Source organism: Kitasatospora sp. NBC_01560 (assembly GCF_045208415.1).
Taxonomy (GTDB): domain Bacteria; phylum Actinomycetota; class Actinomycetes; order Streptomycetales; family Streptomycetaceae; genus Kitasatospora.
In genome coordinates, this window is record NZ_CP109364.1 from 6,366,292 (window position 1) to 6,387,022 (window position 20,731).

Here is a 20,731-nt window from a genome sequence, read left to right on the forward strand (position 1 = left end):
CGGTCGGCGGGGAGGATCAGTACCGCTCCAGGGCCGGCGGCGTGGGCGCGGCCGAGCCGGAGAGGCCGAGGGTGGCGTCGTACGCCTTCTTCCAGTCGCCGTTGTCCTGGTGGGCCTTGAGGGCGTCGCTGATCGCGCCGCGCAGCGTCGCGTCGTCCTTGTTCAGGCCGACGCCGTAGTTCTCCTTGGTGAACGGCTTGCCGACCACCTTGAGCTTGGGGGCGAACTTGGAGGCGTAGCCCTTGAGGATCGCGTCGTCGGTGGTGACGGCGTCGACCTCGCCCGACATCAGCTTCTCGACGCAGGCCGAGTAGGTGTCGAACTGGGTGATCTTCGGCGAGTACTGCTGGATGTTCTTGATCGACGTCGAGCCGGTGGCGGTGCAGACGTTCTTGCCGTTGACCGTCTCCGGGCCGGTGATCGCGGTGTTGTCGGACTTCACCAGGAGGTCCTGGCCGGCGACGTAGTACGGGCCGGCGAAGGAGACCGACTTCTTGCGCTCGTCGTTGATGCTGTAGGTGCCGACGTAGAAGTCGATCTGGCCGTTGGCGATGGCCGGCTCGCGCTGCGAGGAGACCAGGGTGACCCACTTGATCTGCTGCGGGGTGAAGCCGAGGTCGGCGGCGACCATCTTGGCGATCTCGATGTCGAAGCCGCTGCGGTCGCCGCTGGCGACGTCCTCGAAGCCGAGGAACGGCTGGTCGGCCTTGGCGCCGATGATCAGCTGGCCGCGCTTCTTGGCGGTGGCCAGGATCTGCGAGTCCACCTTGGCGTCGGTCTTGACCGTGTAGGTGGGCAGCTGCGGGGCGTTGCTCGCGGTGGCGGCGGCGCCGGGCGTGCCGTCCTTGCCGCAGGCGGCGGTGGCGGTGAGTGCGACGGCACAGAGCGCGACGGCGAAGGTGCGACTGGTCCTCATGAGGGTAGCTCTCCTCGGGCTGGCGGCCACGGGTCAACCGGGCTCTGGCGACAGGAAGGTGGCCGGGTCGGCGGGGGTCTGCGACGGCGTCCTCGCCGTTGCGGACCGCAGGCCGGCCCGGTGCGGTCCGGACCGTCGGGGGCACCCGGGCGGACCGGGGCGCCCCGCGGGCGGTCAGTGCTGCAGGATCTTGGAGAGGAAGTCCTTCGCGCGGTCGCTGCGCGGCGCGGTGAAGAAGGCCTCGGGGGTGTTCTGCTCGACGATCCGGCCGTCCGCCATGAAGAGCACGCGGTTGGCGGCGGAGCGGGCGAAGCCCATTTCGTGCGTGACGACGACCATCGTCATGCCGTCGGCGGCCAGCTGGCGCATGACCTCCAGCACCTCGTTGATCATCTCCGGATCGAGCGCCGAGGTGGGCTCGTCGAAGAGCATCACCTTGGGGTTCATCGCCAGGGCCCGGGCGATCGCGACGCGCTGCTGCTGCCCGCCGGACAGCTGGGCCGGGAACTTCCCGGCCTGCGCGCCGACACCGACCCGGTCCAGCAGCTCCTTGGCGGTCCGCACGGCCTGGTCGCGGGCGATCCCGCGGACCTTGACCTGGCCGAGCACCACGTTGTCCAGCACCGTCTTGTGGGCGAACAGGTTGAAGCTCTGGAACACCATGCCGACCTCGGCCCGGAGCCGGGCCAGCTCGCGGCCCTCGGCGGGCAGCGGCCGGCCGTCGATGGTGATCGTCCCGGAGTCGATGGTCTCCAGCCGGTTGATCGTCCGGCACAGCGTGGACTTGCCGGAGCCGGAGGGCCCGATCAGGACGACGACCTCGCCCTGCTTGATCTCCAGCTCGATGTCCTGGAGCACGTGCAGGGCGCCGAAGTGCTTGTTCACCCCGCTCAGCACCACCAGGGGGGCGGCGGCGCTGGAGTCCTTGGTGAGGCTCTCGGTCATCGCGCCTGCTCCCTGGTAACGGCCCGAGAGCTTAACTCCCTTGGGCGGCAATGGTGATGGAAAGCCGGGGGCCTCGGCCGGCGGAGCCTCGGCCCCCGGTGCGCCGACCATAGGAGCGATGACGATGCCACGTCAGCCGATCTGAGCGGAACTTGAGCATCACGATCCGGCCACACGCCCCGCGCGCACTGTTCACGGCCCTCCCACGGGGGCAGGTGACAGCGGGCACCCGCCCCGCCGCAGGCCGTCCCGGAGGGTTCCGGAGCCTGGCCGAGCCTGGCGTCCGGCGCTCCGCTGGCTCATACTGCGCAGAACCGGGAGGTGCCCGGTGGGGCCCGTGAACGCCACACGAAACCCCGGGGAACATCGGGGGGAGGAGGAACGATGCGACTACTGCTCGTCGAGGACGACGAACGCGTGGCCGCCGCGCTGGTCGCGGTGCTGGGACGGCACGGCTTCCAGGTCAGGCACGCCCGCAGCGGCCACGAGGCGCTCGACGCGCTGGTGCCGGACGGCAACGAGCCGTACCGGGTGGTCCTGCTCGACCTCGGCCTGCCCGACCGGGACGGCTTCGAGGTCTGCAGCCGGATCCGGGCCGGCAGCGGCGTGCCCGTGATCATGGTGACCGCGCGCGCCGACATCCGTTCCCGCATCCACGGCCTCAACCTCGGCGCCGACGACTACGTCACCAAGCCCTACGACATGGGCGAGCTGCTCGCCCGGATCCACGCCGTGGCCCGGCGCGGCGCGGCGCCCGCCGCCGCGGCTCCCGCGCCCGACGACAGCGTGCCGCAGCCGCGCGGGCCGCTGGAGTCGCGCGGCATCACGATCGACCGCGAGCGCCGCCGGGTCAGTGTCGACGGCCGCGATGTCCCGCTCACCCGCAAGGAGTTCGACCTGCTCGCGCTGCTGGCGCAGAGCCCCGGCGTGGTCTACCGCCGCGAGCAGATCTTCAGCGAGGTCTGGCGCAGCGGCTGGGAGGGCAACGGCCGGACGCTGGAGGTGCACATCGGCTCGCTGCGCACCAAGCTGGCGCTGCCCGGACTCGTCGAGGCCGTCCGGGGCGTCGGCTACCGGCTGATCCCCGAGTCCCCGGCCGCCGCCGCGGACGCCCCCCAGGCCCCCGCGGAGCACTGACCGCACGTGCGCACCCGCCTGCTCGGCATCCTGATCGCCCTGATGCTCTGCGTCCTGGCCGCCCTCGGGCTGCCGCTCGCCGCGGCCGTCGCGGCCGCCGAGCAGAGCCGGGTGGTCGTCGACCGGCTCGACGACGCCGCCCGGTTCGCGCAGGACCTGCCCACCTCCGGCGTCTCCGGCCTGGAGTCCGCGCTCAAGGGCGAGCTGCAGCCGGCCCCCGGCGACCTCAGCCGCCGGCACGCCCTGGACGCCGAGGTCGCCCGGTACCACGAGCTGTACGGCGTCCGGCTCGGCATCTTCCAGCGCGACGGCGTCCCGATCGCCGCCGCCCCGGCGGACTGGCGGGTGCCGGCCGCCGGCTGGGGCGGGCAGGCCTTCCAGGAGGCGCTGGACGGGCGGCGCAGCCACAACCCGCCGCAGGTCTGGCCGTGGACCTCCGACCGGACGCTCACCGTCGCCACCCCCGTGGTCCGGGACGGCGACGTGGTCGCGGTGGTGCTCAGTGAGTCCCCGACGGGTGCGCTGCGCACCCGGATGTGGCACCGCTGGCTGGTGATCGGGGCCGGCGAGGCCGCCGCGATGATCGTCGCCGTGCTGCTGGCCGTCCGGCTCACCGAATGGGTGCTGCGGCCCGTCCGCACTCTGGACCGGGCCACCCACGACATCGCCACCGGGCGGATGAACGCCCGGGTGGCACCCGGCGGCGGCCCGCCCGAACTCCAGCGGCTGGCCCGATCGTTCAACGAGATGGCCGATCACGTGGTACTCGCACTGGACCAGCAGAAGGCCTTCGTCGCGGACGCCTCGCACCAGCTGCGCAATCCGCTCGCCGCCCTGCTGCTGCGGGTCGAGGTGCTGGGCCTGGAACTGCCCGACGGGCACGACGAGGAGCTCGGCGGCGTCCGCGAGGAGGGGGTCCGGCTGGCCCGCGTCCTGGACGACCTGCTCGGCCTGGCCACCGCCGAGCACGCCCGCCCGGAGCCCGAGCCGACCGACCTCGCCGTGCTCGCCCTGGCCCGGGCGGACGCCTGGCGGCCGGTGGCGGCCCGGCGCGGGATCGACCTCGCCTGGGAGGGCCCGGCCGTGGCGCGCGGCATGGCCGACCCGATCGGCTTCGGCAGCGCCCTGGACGCGGTGATCGACAACGCGCTCAAGTTCGGCCCCGAGGACAGCCGGGTGCGGGTGCTGGTCGCGGTGCGGCGCAGCGAGGTCGCGGTGACCGTCTCGGACGCCGGGCCCGGCCTCACCGCGGAGGAGCTGGCCCGGGCCGGCGACCGCTTCTGGCGCAGCGCGCGCCATCAGAACGTGGACGGCTCGGGCCTGGGCCTCTCGATCGCCCGCACCCTGCTCCAGGCGGCCGGCGGCTCGCTCACCTTCGCCCCGGTGCAGCCGACCGGCCTCGCCGTCACCCTGGCGGTGCCGCGGGCGGAGAGCAGGGGCGAGGAGCGCGGCGGGAAGGCCGGAGCGGGCCCGGCGGCGGAGGGCCCGGCGGCAGGTCTCAGGGTTTGACCGAGCGGTAGTAGCGGGCCGCGCCCTCGTGCAGCGGGAGCGGATCGGTGTAGACGGCGGTGCGCAGGTCGACCAGCTGGGCGGCGTGCACCTGGGCCCCGATCTGGTCGCGGCTGTCTATCACCACCTTCGTCATCCCCTGGACCAGGTCGGTGTCCACGTCGTCCCGGGTGATCAGCAGGTTGGGCACGGCCACGGTGGCGACCGCGTCCTGCGGCTCGGCGTTCGGGTAGGTGCCCTTCGGCATGGTGGCCGCCCGGTAGGCGTCGGTGCCGCCGCCCTCGACCTTGTGCACCGCCTCGGCGAGGTCCCCGAGCGGCACGATCCGGATCCGGACGTGGTCGGAGAGGTCGGTGAGGGCGCTGGTCGGCAGCCCGCCGGACCAGAAGAAGGCGTCCAGCTTGCCGGCCCGCAGCTGGTCGGCCGCGTCGCCGACGCCCAGCATGGCCGGCCGGATGTCGCGGTCCGGGTCCAGCCCGGCGGACGACAGCAGCCGCCTGGTCACCAGGTTCACCCCGGACTTCGCCTGCCCGACGCCGACCCGCAGGCCCTTGAGGTCGGCCGTCCGGCGCACCGTCGAGGAGGCGGGCACGATCAGCTGGAGGTAGTCGTCGTAGAGCCGGGCGATCGCCCGCAGGCGGTCCCGGCCGGGGCCGGAGTACTGGGCGACGGCGTCGGCCGTGGCGATCGCGAAGTCGTCCTGGCCGCTCGTCACCCGGGCCAGGTTGTCGATCGAGCCCTCCGAGTTGTCCAGCCGCAGCCGGACCCCCGGCATCGCCTTGGCGACGTGGTTCTCCAGCAGCTGCCCGTACCGGTCGTAGACGCCGCGCTGCACCCCGGTGGCGAAGCCGGTCTCACCGGTCGGGTACGCCGGTGAGTGGCTCGCCGAGAGCCACCAGCCGCCGAAACCCGTCGCCACCAGCACCAGGACCAGCAGCGTCCGCCAGAGCGGGCTGCGCGCCGCCGCACGGAGGGCGGCGCCGACTCGGGACGCGGAACGGGGGGCCATGCAGGGATAGTGCCAGGCGCGCGGACCGAACGGGAGGGGCGGACGCCCGTCCGTGGGCGGGGAACCCCCGGGGCCGGCGGGCACCGGCGGGGGAAAAGCCGTTCGCGGCTGCCCGTACCCTGGTCTGGTGAGCGGTGAGAGCGGATTGAAGAGCTACAAGGTCGTGACCTACGGCTGCCAGATGAACGTCCACGACTCCGAGCGGCTGTCGGGCCTGCTGGAGGACGCCGGATACGTGAAGGCCGGGCAGGACGGCGACCCGGACCTGGTCGTGTTCAACACCTGCGCGGTGCGCGAGAACGCCGACAACAAGCTGTACGGCAACCTCGGGCAGCTGGCGCCGGTCAAGAGCCGCCACAAGGGCATGCAGATCGCCGTCGGCGGCTGCCTGGCGCAGAAGGACCGCGACACCATCGTCCGGAAGGCCCCCTGGGTCGACGTGGTGTTCGGCACCCACAACATCGGGCACCTGCCCGCGTTGCTGGAGCGCGCCGCGGTCGAGCGCAGGGCCCAGGTGGAGATCCTGGAGTCGCTGGAGACCTTCCCCTCCACGCTGCCCACCCGCCGCGAGTCCGCGTACGCCGCGTGGGTCGCCATCTCGGTCGGCTGCAACAACACCTGCACCTTCTGCATCGTCCCGGCGCTGCGCGGCAAGGAGGAGGACCGCCGCCCCGGCGACGTCCTCGCCGAGATCGAGGCGCTGGTCGACGAGGGCGTCATCGAGGTCACCCTGCTCGGCCAGAACGTCAACGCCTACGGCTCCGACCTGGGCGACCGCGAGGCCTTCTCGAAGCTGCTGCGCGCCGCCGGCCAGATCGAGGGCCTGGAGCGGATCCGCTTCACCTCGCCGCACCCGCGCGACTTCACCGACGACGTGATCGCCGCGATGGCCGAGACCCCGAACGTGATGCACCAGCTGCACATGCCGCTGCAGTCCGGCTCGGACACCGTGCTCAAGGCGATGCGCCGCTCGTACCGGCAGGAGCGCTTCCTCGGCATCATCCGCAAGGTGCGCGAGGCGATGCCGGACGCCGCGATCTCCACCGACATCATCGTGGGCTTCCCCGGCGAGACCGAGGAGGACTTCGAGCAGACCATGCACGCCGTCCGCGAGGCCCGCTTCACCAACGCCTTCACCTTCCAGTACTCCAAGCGCCCCGGCACCCCGGCCGCCGAGATGGCCGACCAGGTGCCGAAGGCCGTCGTGCAGGCCCGCTACGACCGGCTGATCGCCCTCCAGGAGGAGATCTCCTGGGAGGAGAACAAGAAGCAGGTCGGCCGGACCCTGGAGGTGCTGGTCGCCGAGGGCGAGGGCAAGAAGGACGACCGGACGGACCGGCTCTCCGGCCGCGCCCCCGACAACCGGCTGGTGCACTTCAGCCGTCCCGCCGAGCCGGTGCGCCCGGGCGACATGGTGACCGTCGAGATCACCTACGCCGCCCCGCACCACCTGCTGGCCGAGGGCCCGACGCTCGCGGTGCGCCGCACCCGGGCCGGCGACGCCTGGGAGAAGCGCCAGGCGAAGCCGGCCGCCAAGCCGGCCGGCGTGATGCTCGGCCTGCCGACCATCGGCGCCCCGGCGGCGCTGCCGCTCGCGGCCCCGGCGGGCGGCTGCTGCGGCGACTGACCGCCCCGCTCCGTGCGCCGGCCCGGTGGGAATCGCTCCCGCCGGGCCGGCGCCGTTCTTGGCTAGAGTGATCCACATGCTGGTTGCCGCCGCCGTCTGCCCCTGTCCGCCGCTGCTCGTCCCCGAGGTCGCCGCCGGCGCCGCGGCCGAGCTGGAGCCGCTGCGCGCGGCCTGCGACGAGGCGCTGGCCGCGCTGCTCGCGGCCGGGCCCGAGCTGCTCGTGGTGGTCGGTACCGGGCCGGAGGCCGAGGTGTGGACCGAGGGCGGGGCCGGCTCCTTCCACCGCTACGGGGTGCCGCTGGTGGTCCGGCTGCCGGCCGGCCGGGTCGAGGGCCCGGAGCTGGCGCCCTCGCTGACCGTCGGCGCCTGGCTGCTGGAGCGGGCCGGGGTGACGGTGCCGGCGCACGCTTGCGCGGTGCCCGCCGACGCCCCCGCCGACCGGATGCTGGGCCTGGGCCAGGGGCTGGCCGGGCTGGCCGACCGGGTGGGCCTGCTGGTGATGGGCGACGGCAGTGCCCGCCGCTCGCTGAAGGCGCCCGGCTACCTGGACGAGCGGGCCGAGGGCTTCGACGCGGCGCTGGCCGACGCGCTGGGCTCGGCCGACCTGGCCGCGCTGGCCGCCCTGGACGAGGGCCTGGCCACCGAGCTGATGGCCGGGGGCCGGGCCCCCTGGCAGGTGCTGGCCGGCGCCGCGGAGGGCGCCGGCCTCACAGCACGGCTGGGCTACCGGGACGCCCCGTACGGCGTCGGGTACGTCGTGGCCTCCTGGAGCTGAGCTCCCGAGGGCGGGCCGGGCCGGCGGGTCAGGCCGGCGGGGTCCGCCCGTCGCCCGGCGCGGCGGGGCCCTCGCCGGGCTTCGGCTGCTGGGCGAAGTCGTCCACCGCGCCCTTGGCCCTGCTCGCGCCGTGCTCGATCTTCTCGCTGTACTTGCCCTTGGTGGCCTTGTCGATCGCGCCGCCGGCCTTGTCCACCACCTGGTCGATCTGGGCGTTGTGCTTGCCGGCGAGCTCGCTCGCCTTCTCCTTGAGCTCCTCGGCCTTGCCCTTGAGGTTGTCCATCAGACCCATGCTGTCCTCGCCCTTCTCGCTGTTGCTGCTGCTCGGCGCCGTTCTCCCTGCTCAACGCCGCACACGGCCGGACCGTTCGCGGTGGCGCAGGAATGGCCGGAATCGGTCATATCTTCCCGTAGTAGAACAAGGCGGGCGGGGAGGTCCCCGGCGCGGCGGCGGTTTTGCGAGACTGGTCCGGTGAGCAGCTCCAGCACCGTTCAGCCAGGTACCGTCCGGCCCCGTGTCGTCTCCGTGGTGGGCGCGACCGCCGCCGGCAAGTCCGACCTGGCCGTCGCCATCGCCCGCAGCCTCGACGGCGAGGTGATCAACACCGACTCGATGCAGCTCTACCGGGGCATGGACATCGGCACCGCGAAGCTCACCCCGGACGAGCGCGGCGGCGTCCCGCACCACCTGCTGGACATCTGGCCGGTCACCGAGGCCGCCAGCGTCGCCGAGTACCAGCGGCTCGCCCGCGCCGAGATCGACCGGCTGCTCGCGGCCGGCCGCACCCCCGTCCTGGTCGGCGGCTCCGGGCTGTACGTCCGGGCCGCGATCGACGAGATGGAGTTCCCCGGGACGGACCCGGCCGTCCGGGCCCGGCTGGAGGCCGAGCTCGACGAGGCCGGCCCGTACGCGCTGCACCGGCGGCTGGCGGAGCTCGACCCGGCCGCCGCCGAGGCGATCCTGACCAGCAACGGCCGGCGGATCGTCCGGGCGCTGGAGGTCATCGAGATCACCGGGCAGCCGTTCACCGCCAACCTGCCGAGCAACACCGCCGTCTACGACGCGGTGCAGATCGGGGTGGCCGTGCCGCGGCCCGAACTGGACGAGCGGATCACCCTGCGGGTCGACCGGATGTGGGAGGCCGGACTGCTGGACGAAGTCCGGGAGCTGGAGAAGGCGGGCCTGCGCGAGGGGCGGACCGCCGCCCGGGCCCTCGGCTACCAGCAGGTGCTCGACCACTTCGCCGGGGACTGCACCGAGGACGAGGCGCGGGCCGAAACCGTGCGGGCCACCAAGCGGTTCGCCCGCCGTCAGGAGTCCTGGTTCCGCCGCGACGACCGGATCCACTGGCTCTCCCGCCCGGCCGGCGCCGACCCCGCCGAGCTGCTCGCCCGCTCGCTGGAGCTGATCGAACGTCAGGAATCCGCCGCCCCGTAGACGCTATCCGGCCATTCCGGCGGTGCACTTGCGCGCGCAGCCGGGCGTGCAGGAAGAACCCGCGGTTACGGCCGGATCACGTGATGGCCACGGATCACCCGACGACCCCGGTCAGGCCCGGAACGCCTCCCTGGACATGCCATCATCGAGGTCATAAGGGCCGGCCCGGGCGGGCCGGCCGTGCCCGGCCGCGAGTCCGCACTCGTGTCGAACTGTCAGGGGAGGCCGCGTGTCGACGGGTACCGGCCCCGAAACCGGTCAGAGGCGGAGCGCCACCGCGCAGGCCGACGACCTCGACGCGTCGGCCGTCCAGGACCTGCCCGTGCTGCCCGGCCTCGACGGCCCGACCTCGTACGCGGTCGCACTCCCCGCGCTGGACACCCGCGCCCCCGCCGGCGCCGTGCACGAGCGGGAGATCCGCCCGCGCCGCCGGCTCCGCTGGTGGCAGACGCTGCCGATAGCCCTGCTGGGCACCGCCGGCTCGCTGATGTTCGCCTTCCCGCTGGCCTTCGGCTCGGCCGGGGCCGGCTCGGCGATGGTCGGGATGCTCGGTCTGCTGCTCACCGCCGCCTCGGTCGGCTGGGGCGCGATGGCCGCCCGGCACGCCGGGTACAAGTGGCCGGGCCTGCCGCGCCGCGGCTCCGGCCGCCGGGCCGGGTGGAAGGCGATCGTGATCTACACCCTGATCGCGCTGGCCGCCTGCGCCCTGGCGCTCTGGCGCGTCGTCCACCTGCGCTGACGCCGGCCCCCGACGCCCCCCCGGCCACCCTCGCGGGCGCGTCCGCCTGCTGGTCCGCCGGGCCGGTCCGAGGGGCGGCTCAGTATCATCGACAGGGTGAGCGAAACCACCCCGCAGCCCGCCGGCCTGCCCTTCCTCAAGGGGCACGGCACCCAGAACGACTTCGTCATCCTGCCCGACCCGGACGGCCTGCTGACGATCGGCCCCGAGGCCGTCGCCGAGCTCTGCGACCGCCGGGCCGGCATCGGCGGTGACGGGCTGCTGCGCGTGGTGCGCTCGGCCGCCGACCCCGCCGCGGCCGGCCAGGCCGACCGGGCCGAGTGGTTCATGGACTACCGCAACTCCGACGGCTCGATCGGCGAGATGTGCGGCAACGGCGTCCGGGTCTTCGCGCGCTACCTGGTCGAGGCCGGGCTCGCGAAGCCGGGCGAGCTGCCCGTCGCCACCCGCGCCGGCGTGCGGACGGTGCGGGTCGCCGAGGACGCCGAGGACGGCACGCCCGGCGAGGTCACCGTCGACATGGGGCGCGCGCTGCTGCCCGGCCCGGACGGGATCGAGGTCGCGGTCGGCGAGCACCGCTGGCCGGCCCGCAACGTCAACATGGGCAACCCGCACGCCGTCGCCTTCGTCGAGAGCCTGGACCACGCGGGCGACCTGCTGCACGCGCCGCTCACCAGCCCCGCCGGGGCCTACCCGCAGGGCGTCAACGTCGAGTTCGTGGTGGACCGCGGGCCGCGGCACGTCGCGATGCGGGTGCACGAGCGCGGCTCCGGCGAGACCCGCTCCTGCGGCACCGGCGCCTGCGCCGTCGCCGTCGCCACCGCCCGCCGGGACGGCGTGGACCCGGCGGTCACCGGCGAGGCCTTCACCTGCACCGTGGACGTGCTCGGCGGCCGACTGGTGATCACCGAGTACCCGGACGGCCGGGTGGAGAAGACCGGGCCCGCGGTGATCGTGGCCCGCGGCGAGCTCGACCCGCGGTGGACGGCGGCCTTCCTCGGCCGGTGAGCGTGGGCGTCCGGCCGGCCGGCGGGGTGGTGCCGCCGCCTGCCGGCCGGCGGCGTGAGGCGGCCGTCTGCCGGTCGGGCGCGAGCGTTCTGCCCAATTCGTACGCCGCCGAATCCCCCCGTTCGGGTGATCCGGCTGACAGACGGGAAGCAGGGCGTCGCGGAACGTGCTCTGCTCGGTAGCATGGACCACCGGGTCGATCGCCCCTCGGCGGGGTAGCCACCGGTGACCGCTGCCGGAGGTGCCGATGACCATCGAAGCCGGGCAGCCCCTCGCGGGGCAGCCGACGTCCGTACGGCAAGCCGGGCCCAAGCGGCCCCTGGGGGGGTTGGGCCGGGCCGCGCTCGGCCGGGCCGGGCGTGCCGCCCTGCTCGCCACCGGCCGAACGCCGGTGCCGGACGCCCTCGAACCGCTCGTCCAGGCCCACCGCCGCCACCACCCGCAGGCCGACCTCGGCCTGCTCGGCCGTGCCTACCGGCTGGCCGAGGCCAGCCACCGCGGGCAGAAGCGCAAGAGTGGTGAGCCGTACATCACCCACCCGCTCGCCGTCACCATGATCCTGGCCCAACTCGGCGCCGGGACGACGACGTTGGTCTCCTCGCTGCTCCACGACACGGTCGAGGACACGGAGCTGACGCTGGCGCAGGTGAGTGAGGAGTTCGGGCCCGAAGTCGCCTATCTGGTCGACGGGGTGACGAAACTGGAGAAGGTCGACTTCGGTGCGGCCGCCGAGGCGGAGACCTTCCGCAAGATGCTGGTCGCCACCGGGGACGACGTCCGGGTGATGGTGATCAAGCTCGCCGACCGGCTGCACAACATGCGCACCATCCGGCACATGAAGCCGGCCAGCCGGATCCGGATCGCCAAGGTCACCCGGGACGTCCTCATCCCGCTGGCCGAGCGGCTCGGCATCCAGGTGCTCAAGGCCGAGCTGGAGGACATCGTCTTCGCCACCCTGCACCCGGAGGAGCACGCCCGGACCCGCGCCCTGCTGGCCGGTCACGAGACCGTACCGGACGCCCTGTTCGAGCCCTTCGCGCGGACCCTGGCCCGCCAGCTCGCCGAGGCCGGGGTGGCCGCCGAGGTCACCGTCCGGCCCCGGCACTGCGTCTCGCTGCACCGGGTGCTGCTGAAGCGGGCCGCCGCGCCGGGCCGCGACGGGCAGCCGCAGGAGCCGCAGCCCGCCGACTTCGGGCGGCTGCTGGTGGTGGTCGAGGAGAACGCCGACTGCTACGCCGTCCTCGGCGAGCTGCACACCTGCTGGACGCCGCTGCCCGGCGAGTTCAAGGACTTCGTGGCCGCCCCCAAGTTCAACCTCTACCAGTCGCTGCACACCGCAGTCGCGCTGGCCGGCGGCGAGGTGGTCGAGGTGCTCGTCCGGACCAGGCGGATGCACGAGATCGCGGAGACCGGCGTGGTCGCCCTCGGCGACCCCCGCCAGCCCGGGGCGAACGGCTCCGACCAGGCCGGGGACGAGCTGGACCGCACCGACCCGGCCCGCCCCGGCTGGCTCAGCCGGCTGCTGGAGTGGCAGCAGGAGACGCCCGACCCGGACGCCTTCTGGTCCGCGCTCACCGCCGACCTGGCCGGGGACCGCGAGATCACCGTCGTCACCGAGAGCGGCGAGACGCTCCAGCTGCGCGCCGGGGCCAGCTGCGTGGACGCCGCCTACCTGCTCGGCGAGGAGACCGGCCACCGATGTATCGGAGCCCGGGTCAACGGCCGGCTCACCGCGCTCTCCACCGTCCTCCAGGACGGCGACCGGGTGGCCATCCTCACCGAGCAGGGCGACCCGGCGGCCCGCCCCTCGGGCCCGGCCCCCGAATGGCTCGCGCACGCCCGGACGGCCGCCGCCCGGCTGGCCATCGAACGCTGGCTGGCCGACCCCCCGGCGCGGCCGCCGGTGGTCCGCGCCGCCCCCGCCGCCGCCGGCCAGCCGGCCCCGCCCGCACTCCGGACCGCCGAACGCGGCGCCGCCCCGGTGGCGGTGGCCGGCCGGCCCGGGGCGGCGGTCCGGCTGGCCCGCTGCTGCACCCCGGTGCCGCCGGACGAGGTCAGCGGCTTCGCGATCCGCGGCGGCGCCGTCGCCGTGCACCGCACCGGCTGCCCGGCCGGGGAGCGGATGCGCGCGGACGGGCGCGGCGCGCTGGAGATCCACTGGCAGCCCGGCGGCGCACCGCCGGCCGGCTACCGGGCCACGCTGCGGGCCGAGGCGCTCAACCGGCCCCGGCTGCTGGCCGACCTCACCGCGGCGATCTCGGGGGAGGGGGTCGGGATCGTCTCGGCGGAGGTCGAGCCGCCGCAGGAGCTGCGGGTGCGGCACACCTACACCGTCGAGCTGCCCGAGCCGGCCGCGCTGGCCGCGGTGATGCGGGCGATGCTGCGGGTCTCGGGGGTGTACGACGTGGGCCGCCCGCACGCCCCGGAGGGCGGTGGCACGCGCGCCCCGGGGGAGGGGGCGGCGGCGGTCGGTGCCGGATCGGGCCCGGACCCCGGCGCAGAGCCCGCCGGGGAGGCCGCCCAGGAGCCCGCCGAGGGCCCCGGGCCGCTGCCGGACACGGAAAATGGGGATGCCCCGCCCGCACCGGGCGTGCGACCATCGTGGGGAATTCACGGCCGGTCCGCGGCGTTCACCGGGCAATGAGAAGTACGCCTGTGTGGGGCCGCGGTCCCGAGGGGTAGCTCGCACCTCGCCCGAGCGGTAGACGGGGCGGCAGCTGGGCAGACTCCAGGTGTGACCGTCGGGTACGGTCACGCAGACAGGCCTTCCGTACCAGCAGCCTAAGGACAGAATGACCTCCACGTTCGACACCCGCGACCACGCCGACGCCCCGCGCCGCATCGACGGTCTGCGGGCGGAAGCCCTCATGGACGAGGACCTCGCGGCCATCGACGAGGACCGCGGCCACCACGACTACGACGGCGACCAGTACGACCGCAGCGAGCGCGCCGCCCTGCGCCGGGTCGCCGGTCTCTCCACCGAACTCGAGGACGTCACCGAGGTCGAGTACCGCCAGCTCCGCCTGGAGCGCGTGGTGCTCGTCGGTGTCTGGACCGACGGGACGCTGGAGGAGGCGGAGAACTCGATGGCCGAGCTCGCCGCCCTCGCCGAGACCGCCGGCTCCCAGGTGCTGGACGGTCTCATCCAGCGCCGGGACAAGCCCGACGCGGCCACCTACATCGGCTCCGGCAAGGCGAAGGACCTGCGTGACATCGTCGCCGCCACCGGCGCCGACACCGTGGTCTGCGACGGTGAGCTCACCCCCGGCCAGCTGATCCACCTGGAGGACGTGGTCAAGGTCAAGGTCGTCGACCGGACGGCCCTGATCCTGGACATCTTCGCCCAGCACGCCAAGTCCCGGGAGGGCAAGGCGCAGGTCTCGCTCGCGCAGATGCAGTACATGCTGCCGCGGCTGCGCGGCTGGGGCGCGTCGCTGTCCCGGCAGATGGGTGGTGGCGGCTCCGGCTCGTCCGGCGGCGGCATGGCCACCCGTGGTCCCGGTGAGACCAAGATCGAGACCGACCGGCGCCGGATCCGCGAGAAGATGGCGAAGCTCCGCAAGGAGATCGCCGACATGAAGAAGGGCCGCGACACCAAGCGCCAGGAGCGCAAGCGCCACCAGGTGCCGTCCGTGGCCATCGCCGGCTACACCAACGCCGGCAAGTCCTCCCTGCTCAACCGGCTCACCGGTGCGGGCGTCCTGGTGGAGAACTCGCTGTTCGCCACCCTGGACCCGACCGTCCGCCGGGCGCAGACCCCGAGCGGCCGGCTCTACACGCTGGCCGACACCGTCGGCTTCGTCCGGCACCTGCCGCACCACCTGGTCGAGGCGTTCCGTTCGACCATGGAGGAGGTCGCCGACGCGGACCTCATCCTGCACGTGGTGGACGGTTCGCACCCCGAGCCGGAGACGCAGCTGGCCGCCGTCCGCGAGGTCATCGTCTCGGTCGACGCCCAGAACGTGCCGGAGATCGTGGTGATCAACAAGGCCGACGCGGCCGACCCGCACGTGCTGCAGCGACTGCTGCGCCGCGAGCCGCACGCCATCGTGGTGTCGGCCCGCAGCGGCCTGGGCATCGAGGAGCTGCTGAAGCTCATCGACGACGAGCTGCCGCGCCCCGCGATCGAGCTGCAGGCGCTCGTCCCGTACACCCACGGCGGCCTGGTCTCCCGGGTGCACGCCGAGGGCGAGCTGCTCTCCACCGAGCACACCGCGGAGGGCACCCTGCTGCACGCCAAGGTCGCCGCCGAGCTGGCCGCCGAGCTGGAGCGCTTCACGGTCGCGCTGACGCCGCGGGGCTGAGCACGCCCGAGCACGACGCCCGCGGGCCCCGGTCCCCCTTCGGGGAGGCCGGGGCCCGCGGCGTTGCCGGAAGGACTACTTCGGGTTCTTGGAGAAGTAGTCGAAGGCCTGCTTGGCCTGCTCCTGGAGCGACGGACCCGCCATGTACTCGGACGGGTTGCGGTTGCCGATCGAGTTGACGCTGATCAGGTTCGGCTTGCCGTCCTTGGTGATGAACCAGCCGCCGCCGCTGGAGCCGCCGGTCATGGTGCAGCCGATCACGTACATCGGCGGTCGGGCCGGGTCGAAGGAGAGCCTGGCCGGCCGGATCGCGGAGTCGCAGTGGTTGAGCTCCATGCCGTCGAACGGCCGCTCGGCGGGGTAGCCGTAGGAGAACGCCGAGGTGATCTGCTCGCGCGGGGCGTTGAACCAGACCGGGACGGAGCTGCCGACGGTCTCCTCCAGCGACTTGCCGGAGCCGTTCTCGTTGCGGACCCGGATGATCCCGTAGTCGAACTGGGAGTTCGGGCCGACGCCGCTCTCCTTCACCCAGGTCGGCGGGACCAGGGCCTTCACGGCCGTCCACCGGCCGTACGGGGAGACCTGCTGCTCGGTGTACTGCTTGCCCCGGCTCGCCTGGCCGTCCCGGTTGTAGCCGGGGACGAAGACGATGTCCTTCAGCCAGCCGCCGCCCTTGCCGTCGTGCAGGCAGTGCGCGGCGGTGTAGACGAGGTTGCTCCGCCCCGGGTTGGCCGGGTCCGAGACGAGGGTGCCGGAGCACATCGAGTCGCCCTCGGGTGCGGTCATGAAGATCTTGCCGACCACCGCCGTCGCCGGGCTGTACGGGTGTGCCTGCGGCCTGGCCGGGACGGCGGCCGGCGGTGCGTCCCGCTCGACCGTGCTGCCGGCCGTCTTGTGCGAGTACTCCGGGGTGGCCCGGCCCTTGGCGTTCTCCATCTTGGCGATCGACCAGAAGCCCTGGGCGACCTCGTTGACGAAGGCGTTGTCGCCCACGAACCGCGCCCAGTCGTCGAGCTTCCAGTCGGCGAGGTCCTGGAGGCTGCCGGGCAGCCGGGCGCCCGGCCTGCCGGAGGCGGACGCCGCGAGGGTGGCCGGGGCCGTGGTGGCCGCGGTGTCGGTGCTGTCCGCGGTGTCCGGCCCGCAGGCGGTCGCGGTGAGGGCGAGCACGGCGAGCACCGCGGCGCCCGCCGTGGCGGTGCTGCGGCCGGTGCGGGCCGTGGTCGTCCGTGTGCTGCGGCCGGTGCGGGCCGTGGTCGTCGGCGGCATGGTGGTACGTCCCCCTGGGTCGGCTTCGGTCGGTCCGGCGGGCGCGGCTACTTCTGCTTCCGCGAGATGTAGTCCAGCGCCTGCTTGGCGACCGTCTCCAGGTACGGGCCGCTCAGCGAGGTGTGGTCCTGCGTCCCGATCGAGGTGTTGCTGACCAGGGCGAGCCTGCCGTCCGGCATCGGGGCGAACCAGCCGCCGCCGCTGGACCCCTGGGTCATGGTGCAGCCGATGGTGTGCATCGACGGGCGCTTCGGGTCGAAGGAGAGCCGGACGGGCTTGCCGCCGTCGCACTTGTACAGCTCCTGCCCGTCGAAGGGCTTGTAGAGCGGGTAGCCGACGGCCGAGACGTTGAGCTGGTCGCGCGGGGCGTCGAACCAGACCGGGACGGCCGCACCGACCGTCTCCTCCAGCGACTTGCCGGTGTCGTTCTGGTTCTGCACCCGCATCACCGCGAAGTCGTACTGGCTGGCGGCGTCACCGGTGCCGCCGCCCTCGACCGTCCACTGCGGGGAGGTCACCACGTCCTTGGCCCACCAGGTGCCGAGCGGCGCCAGCTCCGCCAGCGGGGCCTTCTTGCCGCCGCTGGAAGCACCGGAGTTGTTGTACGCCGGGACGAAGACGAGGTCCTTGAAGAAGTTGCCGCCCTTGCCCGGGTGGACGCAGTGCCCCGCCGTCCAGACCAGGTTGCTCTTCCCCGGGTGCGCCGGGTCGGCGATCACGGTCGCCGAGCAGTTCCCCCGGCCGCCCTCGGCGCTGAAGAACACCTTCCCGGAGGGCTGCTTGGTGTACGGGCGGGTCACCGGCGTCGCCTTGACCACCGGCGGCTCGGGGTCGGTGACCCCGGCGTCCCCGGCCGGCTTCGCGGTGGGCGGCGCAGGGTCGGCGGGCTTGGAGTCGCCCATCTTGTCCGGGTTCCAGAAGTCCTTGACGACCGGGTTGTTGAAGACGTGCTTGGACGCCCAGTTGTCCCAGTCCTCGAACTTCCACTTCTTCAGGTCGTCCCAGCTCTTCGGGAGCCCCTCCAGCAGACTGGTCGGGATGCCCGAGGGCAGGTTGAGGCCGCCTATCAGGCCGCCCCCCGCGGCGGCCGCGCCGGTGGCCGCCGCCGAGGCCGGTGGCGGTGCGGCGGTGCCGCCGTCCCCCGCGGGGCCGTCCGGGCCGCAGGCGGTCACGGCGAGCAGGGCGCCGGCGGCGAGGGCCGCGGCCGTGGCTGACCGGTGGATCGATGGCATGGTGTTCGCTTCCCCCTGGTGGTTCGTGTCCGGCCGCTCGCCGTCCTGGAGTCTCCCACTGGCCATCAGGACGGCACCGGCCGACCCCCGGGTTGCGCGGCTGACCGGAGGTCACCGATCTGTGACGAAGCCCCGGTTGTCCCGTTGCCACGGCAGGGCCTCCCTCCCCAGGGGTGAACAATCGCCGCGCTTCACCCGTACGAGTGAGCCGTTCTTGTGATCACCCGCCAGGGATAGGTAACCCTTACCTGACGCGACGGTGCGAGCGCCCGCCAGACCTCTCCACCACCCGCGCGCGTCCGCACCTCACGCGCCCCAAGGAGCAGTCTTGAGCACCGCCCTCACCGGAGCCCCGCCCGACCTCCCGGCCTGCCGCGCCACCCCGGCCGCCCGCCCCGCCGGGGCCACCGCGGCCGCCCCGGCCGGGCCCGACCTGCTGCTGCACCCGGAGCCGGCCGTCGCCGCCGAACAGGCCGCCCTGGAAGCCCTGCTGCGCTGCTGGGCGCGCGAGACCGGCGCCACCCCCGGGCCCGACGGCCGGCTGCGGATCGCCGTGCTCGGCGGCGCGGCCCGGCTCAGCGCCCCCGTCCGCTACTGGTCGCCGGCCGGCTGGCACCGCTTCGGCCCGGCGACCCTCGCGGCCGGTGACGGCACCGCCGGCGCCCCCGTGGACGCCGTCACCACGGCCGCGCTGCTGGCCGCCGCGGCCGCCGACCGCCCCGACCCGGGCCAGGTCGCCGACCTCGCCGGCCGGGTCGCCGACTCCGTCGTCCGCACCGCCGACATCCTCGCCCACCGCCGCACCGCCGCCGCCCCCGGCGGGCCCGAGGGCTCGCACTTCCTCGCCGCCGAACAGTCCCTGCTGCTCGGCCACCCGCTGCACCCGACCCCCAAGAGCCGCGACGGCCTCGGCCCCGCGCAGAGCGCCGCCTACTCCCCGGAACTGCACGGCTCGTTCCGCCTGCACTGGTACGCCGTCGACCGCGAGCTGCTCGCGGCCGGCTCCGCGCTGACCGAGAGCGCCGACCGGATCACCGCCGGGCTGCTCGGCGACCACGCCCCGTTCCCGCCCGGCACGGCCGCCCTGCCGCTGCACCCCTGGCAGGCCCGCGAACTGGCGCTGCGCCCGGCCGTCGCCGAGCTGCTCGCCGACGGCCTGCTGCACGACCTCGGCCCGGCCGGCGAACCCTGGTACCCCACCTCCTCGGTGCGCACCGTCTACCGGCCCGGCACCCCCTGGATGCTCAAGCTCTCGCTCGGCCTGCGGATCACCAACTCCCGCCGGGAGAACCTCCGCAAGGAACTGCACCGGGGCCTGGAGATGCACCGGTTGCTGGAGAGCGGCCTGGGCGCGGAGTGGCGGGCCGCCCACCCCGGCTTCGACATCGTCCGCGACCCCGCCTGGATCGGCGTCGACCACCCGGCCCTCGGCGACCCCGGCGGGCTGGACACCGTGTTGCGCGCCCAGCCCTTCGCCCCCGCCGACCGGGCGCTCTGCCTGGCCGGGTTCGTCGCCGAACAGCCGCTCGGCACCGGCGAGACCGTGCCCTCCCGGCTCGGCGACACCCTGCGCGCCCTCGCCGCCCGCTGCGGCCGGCCGACCGCGACGGTGACCGCCGAATGGTTCCTGCGCTACCTGGACGCCGTCGTGCTGCCCGTCCTCTGGCTCGACGGACGGGCCGGCATCGCCCTGGAGGCCCACCAGCAGAACAGCCTCGTCCTGCTCGACGCCGACGGCTGGCCGACCGGCGGGCGCTACCGCGACAACCAGGGCTTCTACTACCGGCAGAGCGCGGCCGAGCGGCTCACCGCCCGGCTGCCCGGCCTCGGCCGCCGCAGCGACACCTTCCTCGACGACGAGGTGATCGACCACCACTTCGCCTACTACCTCGGCATCAACCACATCCTCGGCCTGATCGGTGCCCTCGGCTCCCAGCGGCTGGCCGACGAGGCGGTGCTGCTGGCCGCACTGCGCGGCTTCCTCGGCAGCCCGCGGGTCGCGGCCACCGGCTCCGGGCTGCCCGCCCTGCTGCTGGACGCGGCCGCCCTGCCCTGCAAGGCCAACCTGCTCACCCGGATCAACGGCCTGGACGAGCTGGTCGGGCCGGTGGCCACGCAGTCCGTCTACGTCGACATTCCCAACCCGGTGGCCGGCCGGTGACCACCGCGGCACGCCCGGCCGGTGCGGGTGCTGGCTCTGCCGGTGCCGGTGCCGGTGCCGGTGCCGGTGAGGGTGAGGGTGCCGATACGGGTGCGGGCTGGGGCGTCATGCCCACCGCCGCCGGTGAGTTCCGGCTCCGGCCGGTCCGCCTGCCCGAGGATCTGGAACTGCTCACCGGGTGGATGAACGACCCGGAGACCGCCGCCTTCTGGGACCTCGCCGGGCCGCCCGCCACCACCGCGCGGCACGTCCGGGCCCAGCTCGACGGCGCCGGGCACAGCGAACCCGTCCTCGGCCTGCTCGACGGCACCCCGATGAGCTACTGGGAGGTCTACCGCGCCGACCTCGACCCGCTCGCCGCGCACTACCCCGCCCGCCCGCACGACACCGGCCTCCACCTGCTGATCGGCCCCGCCGACCGCCGGGGGCGGGGCCTGGGAGCCACCCTGCTCGCCGCGCTCGCCGAATGCATCCTGCGGGACCGGCCGCACTGCGGACGGGTGGTGGCCGAACCCGACGTCCGCAACCGGCGCTCGGTCCGCGCCTTCGAACGCGCCGGGTTCCGGGTGACGGCCGAACTCGACCTGCCCGACAAGCGGGCCGCCCTGATGGTCCGCGACCGGGACGGCCTCCGGCCGGGCCCGCCCACCCCCGACTGACCCCGA

Annotated in this window: 17 protein-coding genes; 11 read left to right on the forward strand and 6 right to left on the reverse strand. The window is 74.2% G+C overall.

Annotated features, from left to right (window positions below):
- Nucleotides 1–16: 16 nt before the first annotated feature.
- Both OH807_RS27675 and OH807_RS27680 read right to left on the reverse strand, forming a co-directional pair.
- A complete protein-coding gene (locus OH807_RS27675) occupies nt 17–916 on the reverse strand; it encodes a glutamate ABC transporter substrate-binding protein (protein WP_406203819.1) in 900 nt (299 codons plus the stop codon).
- Between the two features lie 174 nt (nt 917–1,090).
- Nucleotides 1,091–1,861: an amino acid ABC transporter ATP-binding protein gene (locus OH807_RS27680; RefSeq protein ID WP_406203822.1), complete on the reverse strand. Its 771-nt coding sequence runs from the start codon at nt 1,859–1,861 to the stop codon at nt 1,091–1,093.
- A 384-nt stretch (nt 1,862–2,245) separates the two neighbouring features.
- Here OH807_RS27680 and OH807_RS27685 point away from each other — a divergent pair, with 384 nt between their 5' ends.
- Both OH807_RS27685 and OH807_RS27690 read left to right on the forward strand, forming a co-directional pair.
- Entirely contained in the window at nt 2,246–2,998 is a 753-nt protein-coding gene (locus OH807_RS27685) for a response regulator transcription factor (protein ID WP_406203825.1), read from the forward strand.
- A gap of 6 nt (nt 2,999–3,004) precedes the next feature.
- Nucleotides 3,005–4,507 carry a sensor histidine kinase gene (locus OH807_RS27690; RefSeq protein WP_406203828.1) on the forward strand — a complete coding sequence of 501 codons (1,503 nt, stop codon included), beginning with the start codon at nt 3,005–3,007 and terminating at the stop codon, nt 4,505–4,507.
- Here OH807_RS27690 and OH807_RS27695 read toward each other — a convergent pair.
- Nucleotides 4,497–5,516, reverse strand: coding sequence for a TAXI family TRAP transporter solute-binding subunit (locus OH807_RS27695; protein ID WP_406203831.1), 1,020 nt, complete (start codon nt 5,514–5,516; stop codon nt 4,497–4,499). The two genes, OH807_RS27690 and OH807_RS27695, sit on opposite strands and share 11 nt — an antisense overlap.
- 127 nt (nt 5,517–5,643) lie before the next feature.
- Between OH807_RS27695 and miaB the strand changes: the two genes are divergently transcribed.
- Nucleotides 5,644–7,143, forward strand: coding sequence for a tRNA (N6-isopentenyl adenosine(37)-C2)-methylthiotransferase MiaB (gene miaB, locus OH807_RS27700; RefSeq protein ID WP_406203834.1), 1,500 nt, complete (start codon nt 5,644–5,646; stop codon nt 7,141–7,143).
- Nucleotides 7,144–7,219: 76 nt separating this feature from the next.
- Nucleotides 7,220–7,918, forward strand: a complete 699-nt coding sequence (locus OH807_RS27705; RefSeq protein WP_406203837.1) for a hypothetical protein — start codon at nt 7,220–7,222, stop codon at nt 7,916–7,918.
- 28 nt (nt 7,919–7,946) lie between these two features.
- Here the strand turns inward: OH807_RS27705 and OH807_RS27710 are convergent, their stop codons facing one another.
- Nucleotides 7,947–8,201, reverse strand: a complete 255-nt coding sequence (locus OH807_RS27710; protein WP_406203840.1) for an antitoxin — start codon at nt 8,199–8,201, stop codon at nt 7,947–7,949.
- Nucleotides 8,202–8,390: 189 nt separating this feature from the next.
- Here OH807_RS27710 and miaA point away from each other — a divergent pair, with 189 nt between their 5' ends.
- From miaA to hflX, 5 genes are all read left to right on the forward strand, one after another.
- Nucleotides 8,391–9,356: a tRNA (adenosine(37)-N6)-dimethylallyltransferase MiaA gene (gene miaA / locus OH807_RS27715; protein ID WP_406203843.1), complete on the forward strand. Its 966-nt coding sequence runs from the start codon at nt 8,391–8,393 to the stop codon at nt 9,354–9,356.
- Nucleotides 9,357–9,585: 229 nt separating this feature from the next.
- Nucleotides 9,586–10,095, forward strand: coding sequence for a hypothetical protein (locus OH807_RS27720; RefSeq protein WP_406203846.1), 510 nt, complete (start codon nt 9,586–9,588; stop codon nt 10,093–10,095).
- Between the two features lie 96 nt (nt 10,096–10,191).
- Nucleotides 10,192–11,103 carry a diaminopimelate epimerase gene (gene dapF, locus OH807_RS27725; protein ID WP_406203848.1) on the forward strand — a complete coding sequence of 304 codons (912 nt, stop codon included), beginning with the start codon at nt 10,192–10,194 and terminating at the stop codon, nt 11,101–11,103.
- 247 nt (nt 11,104–11,350) lie between these two features.
- The gene (locus tag OH807_RS27730) at nt 11,351–13,747 is read left to right on the forward strand and encodes a RelA/SpoT family protein (protein ID WP_406203851.1); all 2,397 of its coding nucleotides are present in this window, start codon (nt 11,351–11,353) and stop codon (nt 13,745–13,747) included.
- 148 nt (nt 13,748–13,895) lie between these two features.
- Nucleotides 13,896–15,407, forward strand: a complete 1,512-nt coding sequence (gene hflX / locus OH807_RS27735; RefSeq protein ID WP_406203854.1) for a GTPase HflX — start codon at nt 13,896–13,898, stop codon at nt 15,405–15,407.
- A gap of 75 nt (nt 15,408–15,482) precedes the next feature.
- On the opposite strand, the gene OH807_RS27740 is transcribed toward hflX, so the two are convergent.
- Together OH807_RS27740 and OH807_RS27745 are read right to left on the reverse strand one after the other, a co-directional pair.
- A complete protein-coding gene (locus OH807_RS27740; RefSeq protein WP_406203857.1) occupies nt 15,483–16,673 on the reverse strand; it encodes a trypsin-like serine peptidase in 1,191 nt (396 codons plus the stop codon).
- Between the two features lie 47 nt (nt 16,674–16,720).
- A complete protein-coding gene (locus OH807_RS27745; protein ID WP_406203860.1) occupies nt 16,721–17,905 on the reverse strand; it encodes a hypothetical protein in 1,185 nt (394 codons plus the stop codon).
- Between the two features lie 328 nt (nt 17,906–18,233).
- On the opposite strand from OH807_RS27745, the gene OH807_RS27750 reads away from it, so the two are divergent.
- Both OH807_RS27750 and OH807_RS27755 read left to right on the forward strand, forming a co-directional pair.
- Nucleotides 18,234–20,066, forward strand: a complete 1,833-nt coding sequence (locus tag OH807_RS27750) for an IucA/IucC family protein (protein ID WP_406203863.1) — start codon at nt 18,234–18,236, stop codon at nt 20,064–20,066.
- Entirely contained in the window at nt 19,958–20,725 is a 768-nt protein-coding gene (locus OH807_RS27755) for a GNAT family N-acetyltransferase (RefSeq protein ID WP_406211231.1), read from the forward strand. Before OH807_RS27750 ends, OH807_RS27755 begins: the two co-directional genes overlap by 109 nt.
- Nucleotides 20,726–20,731 lie beyond the last annotated feature (6 nt).